At 67.0% G+C, this 19378-nt stretch carries 7 protein-coding genes; 6 read left to right on the top strand and 1 reads right to left on the bottom strand.

The features are described from left to right. Nucleotides 1–20: 20 nt before the first annotated feature. Complete coding sequence (locus tag A7V84_RS20410) at nucleotides 21–2072, bottom strand: OPT family oligopeptide transporter (protein ID WP_033533955.1); 2052 nt, start codon at nucleotides 2070–2072, stop codon at nucleotides 21–23. Nucleotides 2073–2301: 229 nt separating this feature from the next. On the opposite strand from A7V84_RS20410, the gene mdeB reads away from it, so the two are divergent. The 6 genes from mdeB to A7V84_RS20440 all read left to right on the top strand — a co-directional run bounded on the left by mdeB (nucleotide 2302) and on the right by A7V84_RS20440 (nucleotide 19325). Then, nucleotides 2302–4965: an alpha-ketoglutarate dehydrogenase gene (gene mdeB, locus A7V84_RS20415; protein WP_063492069.1), complete on the top strand. Its 2664-nt coding sequence runs from the start codon at nucleotides 2302–2304 to the stop codon at nucleotides 4963–4965. Between the two features lie 182 nt (nucleotides 4966–5147). Further along, complete coding sequence (locus tag A7V84_RS20420) at nucleotides 5148–7430, top strand: NADP-dependent malic enzyme (RefSeq protein ID WP_025517742.1); 2283 nt, start codon at nucleotides 5148–5150, stop codon at nucleotides 7428–7430. 230 nt (nucleotides 7431–7660) lie between these two features. Continuing rightward, entirely contained in the window at nucleotides 7661–10381 is a 2721-nt protein-coding gene (locus A7V84_RS20425) for a two-partner secretion domain-containing protein (protein WP_063492068.1), read from the top strand. Then, complete coding sequence (locus A7V84_RS20430) at nucleotides 10333–16143, top strand: C80 family cysteine peptidase (protein WP_063492067.1); 5811 nt, start codon at nucleotides 10333–10335, stop codon at nucleotides 16141–16143. The genes A7V84_RS20425 and A7V84_RS20430 overlap by 49 nt, the downstream gene beginning before the upstream one ends. Before the next feature lie 299 nt (nucleotides 16144–16442). After that, complete coding sequence (locus A7V84_RS20435) at nucleotides 16443–18632, top strand: TonB-dependent receptor (protein ID WP_063492591.1); 2190 nt, start codon at nucleotides 16443–16445, stop codon at nucleotides 18630–18632. Nucleotides 18633–18641: 9 nt separating this feature from the next. Next, nucleotides 18642–19325, top strand: a complete 684-nt coding sequence (locus tag A7V84_RS20440; protein ID WP_033533951.1) for a Fe2+-dependent dioxygenase — start codon at nucleotides 18642–18644, stop codon at nucleotides 19323–19325. Nucleotides 19326–19378 lie beyond the last annotated feature (53 nt).

Genomic DNA, 19378 nt, shown 5'->3' on the forward strand with positions numbered 1-19378 from the left:
CAGAATACGACGGTCCAGCCCTAACCCGCCGCCTTGCGTGCGCCCAGCACCCGCCGGCCGAAACCGACCACGACCAGAGAAAACACCGCCAGGCCCAGCCATTGGGCCGTCGTGGCGAAGCCCGGCCCGGTCAGCGCCAGGGGCGCCTCCTGGCGCGAGGCGCCGATAATGGCGGCCATGAGCACGCCAACCAGGCTTTCTCCCACGATCAGGCCCGATGCCAACAGTACGCCGCGCCGGTTGGCCGAGACCGCATACTCTGCGTAAGGCACGCCCTGCGCCTGCGCCCGGCGCTGCAACATCCGTGTCAGCACCCAGGCCAGGATGGCGCCCACCACGATGGGCGCGTTGACCGAGGGAGGCAGGTAGATGCCGATGCCCACCGCCAGCACCGGGAGGCGGGCCACCCGGCAATGGTGCTTCAGGAACTGGTCGACCAGGATGAGCGCGACCCCTATCCCCATGCCGATCAGGATCATGAGCCAGTTCAGGTCGTGCAGGAAGATACCGCGGGCAATGGCCAGCATGAGGGAGGCCTGGGGGGCGGACAGGGCGCGGCCCGGGTCCATGTCGGGGCGGGGCAAAGCGCCGGTAAACCCATAGGCGTTGTAAAGCAGGTCCAGGACCGGCGAGATGACGGCCGCACCGACCAGACAGCCGATCAGCAACGCCACCTGCTGGCGCCACGGCGTGGCCCCCACCAGCCAACCGGTTTTCAGGTCCTGAAGATTGTCATTGGCAATGGAGGCCACGGCGATCACGGCCGCCGTCGTGAAGATCGCCAGCGCCGTCGCCAGTTGCAACCCTTGCGGGGTGGAGAGCAGACCGTCCTCCTGATGCGTGGCCACCATGAGGATGGACACCAGCACGATGGCCACGATGCCCACGCCCGAAATCGGGCTGGTCGAGGACCCCACCAGCCCGGCCATGTAGCCACAGGCCGCCGCCACCAGAAAACCGAACACAAAGGCAAAGAGCACCGCATAGGTCACGAGTTGCCAGAGCTGGCCCTGCGCAGGCGGCGCATCGGCCAGAAATGCCGCGAACACCCATACCAGGACAGCCACCAGCACGAGCGTAAGCAAGGCGATCCAGATGCCGGGCATATCGCGCTCGGTGCGCGGTGTCTCGCCGCGCGGCCGACCGCTTTCGGTCATGGATCCGAACATGGTCGCCATGCCGCGCACCATGGGCATGAACAGCAATGCCAGCGTCCAGATCGCTCCCACGCCGATCACGCCCGCGCCGATGAAGCGCACCTGCGTGCTCCAGATATGGGTGCCGAACTCAGCCAGGCTTTGGCCGACCGCCGGCGCAGACTGCAGCGTCAGCACCGGCACGGCCACGCCCCAGGCAATCAGCAGCCCGGTCAGCATGGCCAGGCCGGCTACGATCCCGATCAGATAGCCGGCCCCCAGCAAGGCGAGCGAAAACCCCATCGGCAGGCGCAACACGGCGCCCCCCAGCGACCACCAGCCACTGGCCGATTCGCCCAGCAGGCGCAAGCCGCTGGCCGCGAAGCTCACCAGCGCGGCCACGCCACCGCCAGCGAGAATGTCGCCCATGCCCGTGGCGCCTTCCTTGGCCAGGCCGTCCGGCGTGCTACTCCGGGCGCTGCTGCCCACCCGAAGGATCTCGGCGGCCGCCACGCCCTCCGGGTAAGGCAGCGTACTCTTGACCACCATCAGATGGCGCAAGGGAATGGAGAACATCACCCCCAGCATCCCGCCTGCGGCACAGATGGCCAGGGTCTGCCAGAACGGAAAGTTCTGCCAATGGCCCAGCATCACCAGCGACGGCAGGATGAAAATGATGGCAGACAGCGTGCCGGCTGCCGAAGCCTGGGTCTGGACCATATTGTTTTCGAGGATGTTGGCCCCCGGAAACATGCGCAACACCGACATCGATATCACGGCGGCCGGAATGGCCGAGGAGAAGGTCAGCCCGACCTTCAGGCCCAGAAACACATTGGACGCCGTGAAAATCACCGTGATCACCGCGCCCAGCAACACGCCGCGCACGGTCAACTCGGGCAAAGACACTGCATCCGGAACCCGCAAACCCTCGGTCATTGCACCCCTCCTGTTCGCCCCTGCGGAACAACGCCGCAAATTAATTATGGTAGCGTCCGCAGCCTGCAATCGGCGCCGCTCGCGCCCCCGACCCCCCACTATCAGCAGATTCCTCCGTCAAACTCCGAACCGGCGGCAGACCATGCCGCCCGCCCCCGGTTTGCTGCGCCGCTTTCGGTCACCCATGCCGCCGGCTCAGGCATAGCATTGTCAAAAACAGGAGACAGCCATGCCCGCAGCACTTCCCATCCCCGACAGCGACAGTCACGAAACCGCCGAATGGCGCGACGCCCTCAGCTCCCTGCTGCAGGCCGACGGCGCCGAGCGCGCCACCTACGTGCTGGAGCGACTGCTCGAACATGCCGGCGCCCTGGGCCTGCCGGCTGCGCGCGGACGCAACACGCCCTATCTGAACACCGTGGCGCGTGCCGACGAGCCGCCCTTCCCCGGCGACCTGGCGCTCGAAGAGCGGATTGCCTCGATCAACCGCTGGAATGCCCTGGCCATGGTGGTACGCGCCAACCAGGCGCACGGTGAACTGGGCGGGCACATCGCCAGCTACGCCTCCGCAGCGGACCTGTTCGAGGTCGGCTTCAACCATTTCTTCCGGGCTGGAAGCGCCGATCAGCCTGGCGATCTGGTGTACATGCAGCCGCACTCGGCGCCGGGGGTGTACGCGCGCGCCTTCCTGGAGGGCTTCCTGAGCGAGGAGGATCTGGCCCTCTTTCGCCAGGAAATCACCGCCCAGGCGCTGGGACGCCGGGGGCTGTCTTCCTACCCGCACCCGTGGCTGATGTCGGATTTCTGGCAATTCCCGACAGGATCCATGGGCATCGGCCCGATCAATGCCATTTATCAGGCGCGTTTCATGCGTTACCTGGAGAACCGGGGCTTGAGCGAACCGGCGCCGCGTCGCGTGTGGGGCATCTTCGGCGACGGCGAAATGGATGAGCCGGAGTCCATTGCCGCCCTGACCCTGGCTGCGCGCGAGAAGCTGGACAACCTGGTGTTCGTCATCAACTGCAACCTGCAGCGCCTGGACGGTCCGGTACGCGGCAATGGCCGCATCGTCGACGAATTGGAAACCCTGTACGCCGGGGCGGGCTGGAACGTCGTCAAGCTGCTGTGGGGCAGCGACTGGGATGCGCTGCTTGAAGCCGACCAGCAGGGGGCCCTGGCGCAGGCCTTCGCGACCACCGTGGACGGCCAGTTCCAGACCTTCGCCGCCAAGGATGGCGCCTATAACCGCGAACATTTCTTCGGCCAGAACGCCGCCCTGGCCGCACTGGTGCAAAACCTCAGCGACGAAGCCATCGATCGCCTGCGCCGCGGCGGCCACGACATGGTCAAGATTTTTGCCGCCTTCGAGCGCGCCGTGTCCCATCGCGGACAGCCGACCGTGATCCTGGCCCAGACCAAAAAGGGATTCGGCATGGGAACGGCCGGCCAGGGCCGCATGACCACCCACCAGCAGAAAAAACTCGACGACGAAGCCCTGCTCGCGTTTCGCGACCGCTTCGCCTTGCCGCTTTCCGATGAAGACTGCACCAACCTGCGCTTTTTCCGTCCGGCTGAAGACAGCCCGGAAATGCGCTACCTGCACGCCCAGCGCACCCGCCTGGGCGGGTATATCCCGCGCCGCCTGCCCGGCGCCGCGCCGATGGCCACGCCCACCGCCGCGGAATTCGGCGCTTTCGCGCTGCAGGCCGGCGGCAGGGAGATGTCCTCCACCATGGCGGTGGTCCGCATGCTGACCCAGTTGCTCAAGCATCCGCAGCTGGGCCCGCGCGTGGTGCCCATCGTGGCCGACGAGGCGCGCACTTTCGGCATGGCCAATCTGTTCCGCCAGATCGGCATCTACTCTGCGCAGGGTCAACTGTACGAGCCGGAAGATATCGGCTCGATGCTTTCCTATCGCGAGGCGCGCGACGGCCAGATTCTCGAGGAGGGCATCACCGAAGCCGGCGCCATCTCGTCCTGGACGGCGGCAGGCAGCAGCTACTCGACGCATAACCTGGCCACGCTGCCCTTCTATATCTATTACTCGATGTTCGGCTTCCAGCGCGTGGGCGACCTCATCTGGGCCGCCGCCGACCAGCGCTGCCGGGGCTTTCTGGTCGGCGCGACCTCGGGCCGCACCACACTGGGCGGCGAGGGCCTGCAACACCAGGACGGCGCCAGCCACCTGATCGCCAGCACCGTGCCCAACTGCCGCGCCTATGACCCTGCCTACGCCTACGAGGTGGCCGTGATCGTCGAGGCCGGCATGCGCCGCATGCTCCAGGAACAGCACGACGAGTTCTATTACCTGACCGTCACCAACGAAAACCTGGCGCAACCCGACATGCCGGCCGATGCCCCCGAGGGCATCCTGCGTGGCATGTACCGCAGGCACGGTGCCGCCGATGCAGCCGTGCGTCTGCTGGGCGCCGGCCCCATGCTGCCGGAGGCCGAGACGGCCGCACAGCGGCTGCGCGAGCGCTATGGCATCGAAGCCGAGGTCTGGAGCGTGACCAGCTTCAGCGAACTGGCACGCGACGCGCGGCGCGCCGAGCGTGAGGCCGCGCTCGGCCTGGACGGCGAAGCGGCCTGGATTTCGCAATGCCTGGACACCCCCCTGCCGACAGTGGCGGCCTCGGACTACGTTCGGGCCGTGGCGGATCAGATCCGCGGCTGGATCCCCGGGCCGCTGCGCATTCTGGGCACCGACGGCTTCGGCCGCAGCGACACCCGCCAGAAACTGCGCGACTTCTTCGAAGTCGGTGCAGAGTGGATTGTGCTGCATGCGCTCGATCTGCTGGCCGCCCGGGACGGCCGCTGGGTCGAGGCCCGCGATGCGCAACGCGCCCTGCTGAACGGCGCTGACCGCAGCCTGCCTCCCTGGCAAGCCTGAGCACGCCTTGCTGACGTCGTGCGCAAACGCCGCCCGCCCCGGGCGGCGTTTGCGTTGGAAATCCATGCAGAATCGTCCGCTTTCTGGTGAAATAGAGCGCTTCTCGATATGGCGGCTCCATATGCCGTCGGACAGGTTTTCCTCAAGTTGGCGCTCTCGCGCAAGGCAAAAGACAGTACCCCATGGACGATACCCTCACCAAGCTGGCGTTGGATTACCACGCGCATCCGATTCCCGGCAAAATCTCCGTCTCCCCGACCAAACCCCTCGCCAACCAGGACGACCTGTCCCTGGCCTATTCGCCCGGCGTCGCGGCGGCCTGCATGGCCATCTTCGACCAGGGCAATCAGGCGGCCGCCCTGTACACCTCGCGCTCCAACCTGGTCGGCGTCATCACCAACGGCACCGCCGTGCTCGGCCTGGGCAACATCGGCCCGCTGGCCGCCAAGCCCGTGATGGAAGGCAAGGGCTGCCTGTTCAAGAAATTTGCCGGCATCGATGTGTTCGACATCGAGCTGGCCGAGACGGATCCGGACAAGCTGGTCGACATCATCGCCGCGCTCGAGCCCACGCTGGGCGGGGTCAACCTCGAAGACATCAAGGCGCCCGAATGCTTCTACATCGAGAAGAAGCTGCGCGAGCGCATGAAGATCCCGGTCTTTCACGATGACCAGCACGGCACCGCCATCATTTCGTCGGCCGCCATCCTCAACGGCCTGAAGGTCGTGGGCAAGGCGCTGGACTCGGTCAAGCTGGCCTGCTCGGGCGCCGGCGCCGCCGCCATCGCCTGCCTGGATCTGCTGGTCAACCTGGGCATCAAGCGCGAGAACATCTACGTGGTGGACTCGCGCGGCGTGATCTGGGATGGCCGCGACGAAAACATGGAGGCCAACAAGCGCCGCTATGCGCAGAAGACCGATGCCCGCACCCTGGCCGATGTGGTCAAGGACGCCGACGTCTTCCTGGGCTGCTCGACTGCCGGCGTGCTGACTGCCGAAATGGTCAAGACCATGGCCAGCAAGCCCCTCATCCTGGCGCTGGCCAACCCCGATCCCGAGATCCTGCCCGAGGTCGCCAAGGCGGCGCGTCCGGACTGCATCATCGCGACCGGCCGCTCGGACTATCCCAACCAGGTCAACAACGTCCTGTGCTTCCCCTTCATCTTCCGCGGCGCGCTGGACGCCGGCGCCAGCCGCATCACGGAAGAAATGAAGATGGCTTGCGTGCACGCCATTGCCGAGCTTGCGCAGGCTGAGCAGAACGACGAAGTGGCCCGCGTCTATGCAGGCGAAGAACTGAGCTTCGGCCCGGACTACATCATCCCCAAGCCCTTTGATCCGCGCCTGATCGTGCAGATCGCGCCGGCCGTGGCGCAGGCCGCCGCCGACTCGGGCGTGGCCGCCCGCCCGATCGAGGATATCGAAGCCTATCGCCAGAAGCTGATGGGCTTCGTGTACCACTCCGGCCAGTTGATGCGCCCGCTGTTCCAGCAGGCCAAGTCCGCGCCCAAGCGCGTGGTCTACGCCGACGGCGAAGACGAGCGCGTGCTGCGCGCCGTCCAGGTCGTGGTTGACGAAAAGCTCGCCCACCCCATCCTGATCGGCCGCCCGTCGGTGATCGAGATGCGCATCAAGAAGTTCGGCCTGCGCATGACGCCGGGCCAGAGCATCGAGATCGTGGATCCGGAGGACGACAGCCGCTATAACGAAACCTGGCAGGCCTATTACCAGATGCAGGGCCGCAATGGCGTGACGCCCTCGGTGGCGCGCTCCATGATCCGCAAGCACAACACGCTGATCGGCGCGATGCTGCTGCGCCGTGGCGATGCCGATGCACTGCTGTGCGGGGTGGCCAGCAAGTACGACAATCAGCTCAAGTACGTCGAGGAAGTCATCGGCACCAAGCCGGGCCAGACCTTCGCCGCCCTGAACGTGCTGATGCTGCCCGACCAGACGCTGTTCGTGACCGACACCCACGTCAACGAAAACCCGACGGCCGAAGAGATCGCCAACATCACCATCCAGGCTGGCGAGGAAATGATGCGCTTTGGCGTGGTGCCCAAGATCGCCCTGCTGTCGCATTCCAACTTCGGCAGCCGCCCGAGCGACTCCTCGCGCAAGATGGCGCACGCCCGCCGCCTGGTGGCCGAGCGCGCACCGCACCTGGAAGTCGACGGCGAGATGCATGCCGATGCGGCCCTGTCGGAGAAGATCCGTGTGCAGGCCTACCCCGACAGCAGTCTGAAGGGCCCGGCCAACCTGCTGGTGATGCCGAACCTCGACACCGGCAACATCACCTACAACACGCTCAAGATGACCGGCAGCAATGGCGTGTCCATGGGCCCCATCTTGTTGGGTGCGGCGCGTCCGGTGCACATCCTGACCACCAGCGCCACGGTGCGCCGTATCGTCAACATGACGGCGCTGGCCGTGGTGGACGCGCAACAGGAAAGCGAGCAGTCGTAATCCGCCGGCTGCGGGCCTTGGCCCGCTGACGGCAGACGGTGGTCGGGCGCAAGCCCGACCACTTTTTTTTGTGGCAGCCAGGCCTTGCGCGCAAGCGGTGTGCCACCGATGCCCACCGGCTTTACAGACCCGGCTGATAGGCCATGGCATAATCGCGGCGCTAAGGTTGCGCTCGCTGAATCCCCGTCCTGCTGACACGTCCAGGCAGCAAGGCGAACAGAGCGCCTGCCATGCACACCGAACGCCTCTCTCCGACCCTGCCTGCCCTTCCCTGCACACTGGCCGCCTGCCTGCTGACGCTGGCCACGGGCACTGCGCTGGCCGATGCCGCGACCGGCCGCAAGGCGCCCAATGGCGTGCCTGTCTACGACATCGCACCCGCCAACCCGCAGGGCCTGTCACACAATGTCTATTCTCAGCTGCAGGTCAAGGAGCCCGGCGCCGTCTTCAACAATAGCCTGCAAGACGGGCGTTCGCAGCTGGCGGGCTTTATCCTCAAGAATCCACGCCTGAGTCCAGGCCATCAGGCCAGCGCCATCCTGCTCGAAGTCGCGGCCGGAGGCGCCGCTTCGCGCCTGTCCGGCGCCCTGGAGGTCTTCGGCTCCAGGGCGGCGCTCATCATCGCCAATCCCAATGGCATCCTGGCCGACGGCCTGATGACACTCAATGCCTCGGCATTGAGCCTGATGGCCGGCGCCAGCCGCCAGACGCCCCACGGATTGCGCCTGAGAACCACGGACGCAACCGTCGAGATCGGGCCGGGTGGCGTGAACACCGACGGCCTGAGTCGCTTTGATCTGATCGCCAGGGTCCTGCAACTACAAGGACCGATCGGGCCGGGTCAGTCAGGCCGGCCTGCGCGGCTGCGCCTGCAAGCCGGCGCGGCAGAACTGGATCCGGCCACCGGCCAGCTGCAAGCGACAGCACAGACCGCCACCGGCGCCCGCATCAGCGGCTCGGCGCTGGGCGCCATGTACGGCAGCCACATCACCCTGGTCGCCACCGGCCGCGGCGCAGGCGTCAATCTGCCCGGCGCCCTGCTGTCGCCTGATGACATCCGCATCCAGGCCGACGGCGATATCGCCGTCGCAGCCCTGCAGGCCGGCGGGCAGATCCGTCTCGCGGCCGGACAGAACCTGCAACTGGGACGGCCTGAGCAGACCGCAGCCGCCTTGCAAGGCGGCACGACCCTGACGCTGTCGGCGGGCAAGACGCTGCAGGTCAACGGCATGGCACGTGCGCTCGATGACATCGACGTGCAGGCCGCGCGCCTGGACAACCATGCCACGCTCGCCAGTGCGCGCGGCGCACTGACCCTGAAGCTGGACGGGCCGCTGCACAACACAGGGCGACTGCTTGCCGCCAACGAGCTGGCCCTGAACGCACAGGATGTGCGCAATGACGGGCAGATGCAGGCAGGCGGCCTGCTGCGCGGCAACAGTTCGAGCCTGCACAACACGGGCCGGATTCAGGCGGCCGACATCGCCTGGCAGACCGGGGTGCTGGACAATTCCGGCCGCCTCGAGGCGACTGACCGCGCGCGATGGCTGTCGACCTCCTTGCGCAACCAGGGCTCGATCACGGCGCAGGATCTCACGCTGCAGACCGAGCAGATGCTGCTGCTCGACGGCCACGCCCCCCAGGGGCGGCAGCGTCTGCAACTGATCGCGCCGGCCTTCACGATCCGCCAGCGCCTGAGCGCCAGCGAGGATCTGAGCCTGCAGGCAACCCGCGGCGACATCGACAACCACAACGCCATCGAAAGCGCGGGCACGCTGCGTCTGAACGCCGCCGGCAATCTTCGCAATCACGACACCGCCCTCATCTGGGGCGCGCGGGATGTCGGCTTGCACGCCGGGGGCGGGCTGGAGAACGGGCGCGACGCTTTCATCGGTGCCGGCCGCGACCTGTCCGCCCAGGCCGATGGCCGGATCATCAATCGGGCCGGGCGTATCGAAAGCGGCGCCGACATGCGGCTGGACAGCCCCGTCCTGGAGAATCTCGCAACGCTCGCCGGTTCGCTGTCCATTGCCCGGGGCAAGGGGCCGCAGATATCGTCGGGCCACTTCGCCCACTATCGGGATCTGCGCTGGGTGCATCTGACAACGACCGCTTTCAAGGCCGGGCAAGTGCGCAACCAGCTGCGCGCGCAACAAGGCGTGATCCATGCCGGCGGCAATCTCGACATCAACCAGCATGAACGTGCCGGACACGACAACGCGCTTCTGAACCAGGCGCGCCTGACTTCCGCAAAACACCTGCGCATCCACGCCGACGTCGACAACCTCAGCCTGTCGCGCACGCTGTCCAGCGCCGATCACCTGCGCGCCACCAGTCCCATGCAAAGCCGCATCTGGGACATCCTGGCGCTGGCCAATGGCGAAGACCGCCGCTACGGCTCGCTCTACGAGCTGCTGGACTATGCCCTGGCCAGCACTGATCGCTGGACCACGCTTTTCGTGGCCTACAACTACAACCACAACTGGCTCGGCGAGACCTTGGCCACCGTCGATTTTTCGGCAGCACCCGACCTGGAGCGCACGATGGCCCAGGTGCTGGGCGGCGATTGGCGCGGCTTGAGCGCGGCCGGCCTCTCGCAGCGATGGCAGGCCTTCAAGCGCGGCGAACGCGGCCAGCATCTGCAGCACTACTATCCGGAGCAACGCACCGTGCTGGGCGGGCGGCAAGGCGTGCGCATCGATGGCGCACTGCGCAATGGCGAACACGCCGATACGCCGGGACGCGACGCCACCGACCCAGCCCTGCTGGCAGCCCTGGACTCGGTCACGGCCGCCGTCCCATCCTCGCCTCCGACGCCCCGCCCCCCTGCAGCGACGCCCTCGGCACCCCCGCTGCCGGCGAGGCACGCCCCAACGGCGCTTTCGAAGCCCTGGTCAACGGCGTGCCGCATGTCTTTGCCACGGCGGCACAGCGAGACGCCTTTCTGCTGACCCACAAGGCCAGTCAGGCCGAGCAGGCGCGCCAGCGCCAGCGCGACGCCGAACGTCAGGCGCAGGCATCGCAGGCCGAGCGAGAGGCGGCGCTCCAGCGCAGCCTGCGCACCGACGAACTGTTGCTTGCGCTGAAAGACATGCTCGCCAATCCGCATCGTTTCCATCGCCAGACCGGTGCGCAAGGCCCTCTCTATGAAACCCGCCTCGCCTACACCGATCCCGAGCGCTTCTACGGCTCGGCCTACTTCTTCCAGCAGATCGGCTACCGGCCCTCGACCCTGCCCCGCCCAGGCGGCGACGCCATCTTCGACACCACGCTCATCGAGCGCCAGGCCGAGCGCCTGCTAGGCGCGCAAACGCTGCGCCAGGCAGCCGGCAACGAGGCGCGCGCCCGGGAGCTGATGGATAACGCCGCGCTGGTCCAAGCCAAACTGGGCCTGCGGCCCGGGCGAGCACTTACCGAAACGCAGCTGCGCCAGCTTGACCGCGACATCGTTTGGTATGTCAGCGTGATGCACCAGGGACGCCAGCTGCTGCTGCCACGACTCTATCTGAGCACCGCGTCACGCCAGCAGGCGCAACGCCTGCGCGACGCGGGCGGCGCGGCCATTGCCACTGCCGGGCGCCTGGACATCGACACCGGCCCGCAAGCCGGGCGGGACCTGCGACAACGCCATGCACTGCTGCTGGGCGGCGAGTTGCGGCTCATGACCCGCGGCCTCCTGCAGCTGGACGACGATGAGCGCGGCGGCGGCGCACAGGCCGACCACGGCCTGCTGGCCGCGGGCGCGGACATCAAACTGTTCGGCGCGCGCCTGCAAGCGCAAGACATCCGCGTGCATGCCGACCGCAATCTCGACATCACAAGCGGCAGGGATCTCCTGACCGCCAGCGGCGCTCGCCCGCAGCAAGGCAGCGGCCTGTTCGCCAGGGGCGCTCTGACCCTGCTGGCCGGCGCAGATCTGCGCACCCGGGGCGCGGCCCTGAGCGGCGACGCCGTCACCCTGCAAGCGCACCGCCTGCTGCTGGGAGAAGTCCGCGCGCAATCGGGCCGTCTACAACAACAGTCCCGTTTCGGCCCGCTCTCTTACGCGGTGCAGACCACGCGCAGCACCCGGGATGAGGGTCTGGGTACGGAAGTCCTGGCTCGCACCCTGCAAATGCGCAGCACAGGCGACGTTGCCCTGAACGGCGCCCGCCTGCGGGCGCAGCACACCGAAGCCATCATCGGCGGGAACCTGATTACCATGGCGTCGCAGACCTTCCAGACGAGCGACTCCGAAACCCACAGCCTGGATTTCGTCGCCAGCGCCAAGGCTGGTGCAGGCGGTCACGAGGCCAGTATTTCATTCAGCACGTCCTCGGCACCACAAAGCTCGGCCGGCGTCGGCAGCATGGCCGGGGCCGAACTGAAGACAGGCATGGAGATCGAATCCTCCCGGCAGCACGACACCAGCCTGACTCATCGCAATAGTCAGCTCGACCTGGGCCAGGGGCGGCTCTACGTCCAGGGAGATCTCGACCTGGGCGGCGCAGACATCAATGCCGCGCGGGCCCAGGCCACGGCGCGCCACACACAGTTGCTGGACATCGAGGCGGCGCGCATTGTCACGACAAACCATGTCGACCGCCATGAAAGCGAAACCTCGGGATGGGGCCTGTTTGCCGGGAACAAATCCACGGCGCGCTCCTCCCTCCTGGACGTGGCGAGCAACCTCGCGCCCCTGGCCCAGCAGGCCGAGGCCGGCCGTGAAATCGACCCCTTGCTGACCTCGCTGCAAGTGGCGGGCGACGTCAGCAATCTGCTGCTCAACGACACCGGCGAACTGGCCACCGGCCAAGGCTTTGAGTTCAACCACCACCAATCATCGCAGCGGCGCCTGGTCGCCAACACTCACACGATAGGCGGCAGCGTCAGTCTGCGCAGCCGCCGTGGGGACATAGATCTGATCGGCACGCGCTTTGCCGGCGGGCAGCACGTGTCGCTGGAAGCCGCCGGCGCGCTCACGCTGCGCGACGCCCTGAACGACACTGACGACGACACACAGCAGTACGGCGCCAGCCTCTATGGCAATGCCACGGCCAGCTGCAACGCGCTGCAGGCCTCCTGCGGCACGGGTTTGAACGTCAGTCTGGCTGGCAACGCCAGCAACAGCCAAAGCCGCCTGCGGCAATTGACGCACAGCAGTGTGCAGGCCGGCGCGGTCATCCTGGCGTCCGGCCGCGATCTGAATCTGATCGGCGCCCGTGTACAGGCCGATGGCAGCATCGACGTGCAAGCCGGCGGCGATCTGCGCGTGATCACCACACAAGACCGGCAACACAGCCGCACGCTCGGCGGCGATGTCAACGCCTCCCTGGGAGTGGCGGCCAACACCCGCACACTGGGCACGGTCACGGGTTCGCTGGGAGCCACCGTTCGTACCGAACACGACAACTTTGCGACTTCCAGCCAGGTCGCGGGGCTGCAAGCCGGCACGCGCCTGAGGGTGGACGTGCAGGGCGATGCCCACTTGCAAGGCGCTGCGCTGACCGCGAAGGGGCACGGATCCCGGGTCGACATCCAGGGCAGCACGAACGTGAGCGAGGTACGCGACTGGCGCGACCATGACGGTGGCTATTTCGGTGGCTCTGTCGGCATATCGGCCAGCACCAGCATGCCCACAGGCTCGTTATCCGGCGGGCGCATTGCCGGCGAACGGCAGCGCACTGCGCTGCTGGCCACGATAGACGTCGGGCAATCCACCGGCAAAGGCGAACTTCACACCCGCAAAGGCGTACGAGGCCAGCTCAACCAGGACGCCGGCCACGCCCGGCGCATCGACGAAGACCGCCGCTGGGCGCAGAACGACATTTCCTTCACCGTCCAGAAACTGCAGCGCCCGGGCACCAAAAAGTCTGCCGCCTCGCGCGCCGATGCCGATCCGGCGCCGGCCCGCTATAGCCAGCGCCTGGTAGTGCTGGCCGACAGCGACCCGCAGGCCGGCCAGAGTGCCCGACGCCTGGCCGCCAAGCATCCCGAGACCACGACCCTTCTGCAGCGCAACTCGGATGGCACACTACAGTTGCTGCAGGCGGCCACGGTGCGCCAGCCGGGGCCGGCCAAACTGCAGGTAGTCGGCCATGGGGGTACCGGCCCTGACGGGCAACCGACACTCGGCGGCCAGGACGCGGCCACCCTGGCACGCCTGCTGCGCCCCCTGATCACCCCCGAGACCGCGAAGCTCGCCGTCGTGTCTTGCGGCTCCGGCGCCTGCCCGGGACGTGACTTGAGCAGCCGCCTGAGCCAGGAGCTCGGCCCGCAAGCGCCACTCCTCAAGGGGTATGCCGGGCGCATCGATGTCGATGCCGATGGACGCAAACATCCGGTCGAGACGGCAGGCCTGGGCCCCAAGCGCAAGCGCTCGGCCAGCCCCGATGACGCGCCGCAGGCGAAGTCTGCCCCGCCTGCGGCCGAACCGCTGGGCACGCTTCCCCCTGCTCTGGCGCGCTATCTGGCCGAGCCGGCCAATCGCCAGCGTCACGACGCCATTGCCGCGCCCGAGGACGGTCTGGAACACCGCCGGATCGACACTCATTTGGCCAGCGGCAGCCACGAAATCGTCGACCGTCGCTATGGCGACGACCCACCCAACCGCTTCGTCAATGCCTTCAGGCCCGATGAATGGATACTGCAAGCCAATTTCCGCCCCAACCGCCAGGCCCCTTATTACACCAGCGACGTCATCCTGGCCCAGTATCGCCAGGTCAGCCAGCGTGACGGATTCGCCGGCGTCATCCCCAAGCGCCTCGTCGCCACCGAGGTCATCAATTTGCCCACCCATGAACGGCTGCGCAGAACACCCGAAGGCGGTGAACTGACCCGCACGCTGGCCGATACCCCGTTGGACAAGGCTGCCCGCCACATCGTCGAGCAGGGCCTGGGAGCCACGCTGGGGCCAACCCGGTGGGATGCCTCCACCCTGAGCCTGACGCTGAATCTGCAGCCTCAGCAACCCGGCGCAGCGGCCACGGCGCCGGATCGGTACGGCCATCGGATGATCGTGCCGCTCGATAACGACGCGCTGACTCATCAGGCGGCCGAGCGCCTGTTCGCCAAGCACCCCGACAACAGCCTGCTGCTGCAGGCCGACGATCAGGGCCGTTGGCAGATCACCCGGGGCGAAGCGCCTGCCGCGGGCGCCAATGCCAAGATCCAGTTTGTCGGTCACGGCACACGCCAGGGCGATACGCCACTGCTGGGCGGCATGGATGCCCCCTACCTCGCGGCCATGACCCAGGGCCTGCGCCCCCTGCTTGGCGATGACGGCCAGATCGACAAGGTTGCGCTGGTGGGTTGCGGTACCGCAAGCTGCCCCGGACAGGACCTGCTCAGCCGATTGCAGCCTGCGCTGCAGGCCAGCGGCTTGCACCCTGCCCTGAGCGGCCACCCCGGCCGGGTCGACGTAGATGCGCAGGGCCGCAAGCATCCGGTGGACAGCGGCGGCCTGACCGGAGAGAACGCCGGCGGGCCCTCCACTGCCGCCCAGCAGTGGCCGCGCCTGATGTATGAAAGCTCGGCTGCCCAGATCAGCGTCAGCCCCCTTGGCCGCCAACTCGTCATTTACGCCCATGGCAGTGCCGACCCGACCCTGGACACCAGGCCCGGCATGAGCACCCACGTACAGGTGCCGGCAGGCTCACGCATGGACTTTTACGCCCTCGAAGGCCAGGCCTCCGTGGCCGTGGCGCGCTTTCTGGTGGCCGACTACCCGGACGTGGCAGAAGCCGGACTACCCTTCTTCACGCCCTACCACCGCCAGGCCTACCGGAAACTGGCGCGCCAGGAAGGCCAAACGGTCAGTGAACTGCTGCAGGAACTCGGTGAGGGAGGACGTCGAAAGGAAACCCTGCCTGCCGGCTCATTGGTCAAGAACTACCTGTTGAGCCCGACCTTCTCGCGCGGCGGAGATGTCCTGCGCTTCAACCGCGAAGCGCCCCACAATGGCGTGGATCTGATCGCGCCCGTGGCGCGCGCCCAGCCGGTGCACCTAAACGAACTGCTGGATCTGGTGGCCGCCACCGGCCACCACTACCCCATCATCCACTACGTCGCCTGCCGCAGCAGCAGCCCGGCGCTCGAGCCGCCCACCGACCCGGCGGAGTTGCTGCGCCTTCAGGAGCTGCGCCAGAGGCCACTGCCCAACCCTGGCTGGATGCGCGGGCCCGCAGCCGATCCAACGCAGGACCACTACAGCGCACGGCTCATCCTGCAGCAAGGCACGGACATCCAGTCCCGGCTTGCCGCAGACAGCCTCTTCGGCAAGCATCCGCGCAACAGCGTGCTGGCCTTGCACGACGCCAAGGACGAACTCCAGCTGCTGCGTGTGGGCGACGCCACCGAGCCGACCCGCATCAAATTGCAGGTCGTGGGCTCGACAGCGTCCTTGCGAGGCGAACCCCTGCTCGGCGGCAACAACTCGGTCGAACTGAGCGAATGGATGCAGACGGTGATGCGCAGATTGAACTGGCCTTTGCAATCCCTGGCGAAGGTCACGATGATCGACTGCACCCCCGGCAACTGCGGCGGAACAGCCCTGCTGGATCAACTCAGGGCGCGCATGGCGGATTGGCACCCACCTGCCGACAAGCTGCTGCGCGGCTACGATCACTCCATCCTCGTTGGCCCAGATGGAGGCAAGGCCCCCTTCCCGCCGCTGACACGGCGCGGACCGGTGCCCGGACCGGCTCCAGGACCAGCTCCAGCACCAGCGCCCTGAGCGCAGCCCGCAAACGCGGGCTGTCGCCGAAACCGGGAATTGCCGCGCCGCCCGAAGCGCCCATGCATAGGGTCCCATCTCACATGGCATACCGAAACGACGGACAGTCAGCGCCCATCTCGCCTGCCTACCATTAGCGGGCTCTTCCTAGTTATCAGCGGGCGCTTCCCGATCATCAACGGGCATTTCCCGGCGCCCTTTTCCCTTTTGAGGTTTTCCCTGGACGGGCCTGGTTGCCGGCCCTGCAGCCCAAACCTTGTTTTCGTTTCGTATCGCGTCTCACACTCATTTATATTCATATGAAATCCTCCCACCTTGCGATTGCCTCCCGCAACAGCCCGCCGCCGCGCCGCCTGCGCAGCGCTTTCCTGGCCGCCGCGGCCCTGTCGGCCAGCGCTGCAGCCCAGAACGTCCCCCAACTCGACCCCATCAGCGTGAATGCCAGCCCCGAATCCGGCCCCAAGGTAGACCGCTCGGCCTCGCCCAAGTACGTCAAGCCCCTGCTGGATACGCCCCAGACCATCACCATCATTCCCGACACGCTTACCGAAGAACAGAATGCCCATAGCCTGCGGCGCGCGCTGTCCAACGTCTCAGGCATCACCTTCAATGCCGGCGAGGGCGGCGGCGGCTCGGGCGACAACATCTATATCCGCGGCTTCAGCGCCAGCAGCAACATCCAGGTCGACGGCCTGCGCGATACCGCCCAGAACCGTCGCAGCGACCTCTTCAACATGGAGTCGGTCGAGGTCATCAAAGGCCCCAACTCGGTTTTCGGCGGCGCGGGCACCACCGGCGGCGGCGTCAACCTGATCAGCAAACGCCCCAGGCAGGAAGACTTCATCCATGGTCAGGCGGGCCTGGGGGTGCCGCGCTACGGGCGCGTGGCGCTGGACATCAACCAGCAACTCCAGGGCGATGCCGGCGCCTGGCGCCTGAACTTCATGGCGCACCGCAACGCCGTCGCGGAACGCTCCCCAGTGAAGTTGCGCCGGGCCGGCATCGCGCCTTCGGTGCGCCTGAATCTGAGCCCGACGACCGAGCTGACCCTGAGCTACTTTTTCCAGGCCGACCGCAACGTGCCCGACTACGGCGTGCCGGCGCGTTCTGGCCGTCCATTGCCGGGCGTGCCGCGCGACGCGTACTTCGGCTGGCGCAACGTCGATCGCGAAAACAGCCGTACGCAGATCATCAGCGCCGAACTCCAGCACCGTCTGGAGGGCGGCGGCGTGATCAACAACCAGACACGCTACTCACAGGTCGATCGCGACACCGTCATCTCGGCCTCGCAGGTGAATACCGCCGGAGTGGCCTCGGGCCGCTATGTGCCGGCCGGACCGCAAGGCTACGGACGCGACATCACCACGACCATGCTCGCCAACCAGACCTCCCTGAGCACGTCATTCGAGCTGGCCGGCATGACGCATCAACTCGTCACCGGCCTGGAGTTGTCCCAGGAAACCTATCGCCGTCGCGTCTACAGCGAAGGCTTGAGGCCACATTTCCCCAAAGAGGGCTATTTCCTGGCGTCGCCGCCGGGCATCTGGCGCGGCCCGACCCTCGAAGAAACCACCTCGCGTCATCATGCCCGCATGCAGACGCGCGCGCTGTATGCCATGGACACGATTGCCCTCACCCCGGACTGGGATCTTGGCATCGGTCTGCGCCACGACTGGATCGACTCCTCCTTGCGCGCCAACCCGGTCGGCCAGGCCGCCAGCCGCTTCAAGCGACGTGACCGTTTTCTCAGCACGCGTGCGGCACTGACCTACAAACTTGCTGCCAACGGCCGCGTCTACCTGGCCTATGGCAATGCCTTCAACCCTTCCGTGGAGCCGCTGCTGGTCACAGGTCGCGGCCTGACCGCCGCAACCGAGCATCTGGCTCCGGAACGCAACAGCAGCTGGGAGCTCGGCACCAAATGGGAGGTGCTCAACGGTGCGCTGGCGCTCAATGGCGCCTTGTTCCAGATCACCAAGCACAATGCGCGCGAAACGTTCTCGGACGGCAGCGTGCGCCTGAGCGGCCAGCAGCGCGTACGCGGCCTTGAACTGGGCGCGGCCGGCAAACTCGACGCCCAATGGAGCCTGTTCGCCAGCTACACCTTCCTGGACGGGCGCACGACACGCATGCGCTCGCGCCCCGAACAGGTGGGCAAGCCCTTGGGCAATACCCCGCGCCACAGTCTGGCGCTCTGGACCACCTACGAATGGGGCTCCGGCTGGCAGGCCGGCTACGGCCTGCGCTGGGTCAGTGCGCGTCCGGTCAGCTCCAACGGCGGCGGAGAACTGGCGGCCTACGTGGTGCATAGCGCCATGCTGGGCTACACCATCGACCGCAACCTGAGTCTGCAACTCAACATCGAGAACCTCACCAACGCCGCCTACATCGAACGCGTACGCCAGAACCCGGGCAATGCGCAACGCTCGTCGGCCGTCGAGTATGGCGATGGCCGCTCGGTCGTACTGACCGCCCTGTGGCGCTACTGAGGCCCCGGTATGTTGTTGCATGTCTCCGAAGTGCTGCCGCCCGCCACGGCAGCCCGCTACCTGCAGGCGCTACAGGATGCCGACTGGGCCGACGGCGCCGTTACCGCCGGCTTTCAATCGGCGATGGCCAAGCGCAACCGCCAACTGCCGTCCCAGGCGCCGCTGGCACAGGACCTGGGCTGCGCCATCGAACAGGCCCTGATGGCCCATCCCCTGTTTCTGTCCGCAGCCCTTCCCGCGCGGCTGTTCCCCCCGCTGTTCAACCGCTACGCCGCCGGCGAGGCGTTCGGCACCCATGTCGACAACGCCATCCGCTATCCTCCGGGCGAGGCGAAAGGGCTGCGCACCGATCTGTCCGCCACGCTCTTTCTGAGCGATCCCGGCAGTTATGACGGCGGCGAACTCATCATCCAGGACACCTACGGCGAGCACCAGGTCAAACTGCCCGCCGGAGACATGGTGCTCTACCCGGCAAGCAGTCTGCATCGCGTCACCCCGGTCACGCGGGGCGAGCGGGTGGCGGCCTTCTTCTGGATCCAGAGCCTGGTGCGCGACGACGGCCAGCGCACGCTGCTGTTCGAGCTCGACGGCGCCATCCAGGAAGTGGGCGGCCAATTGGGACACGGTTGCTCCAGCGCCATCACCCTGACCGGCGTCTATCACAACCTGCTGCGGCGTTGGGCCACGCCCTGAACCGCCAGCCCTGCCGCCCCGTATCGCCCGGGGCGGCGTTTTCGGGTAAAAAG

The sequence above is a fragment of the Bordetella trematum genome, from assembly GCF_900078335.1.
Taxonomy (GTDB): domain Bacteria; phylum Pseudomonadota; class Gammaproteobacteria; order Burkholderiales; family Burkholderiaceae_B; genus Bordetella; species Bordetella trematum.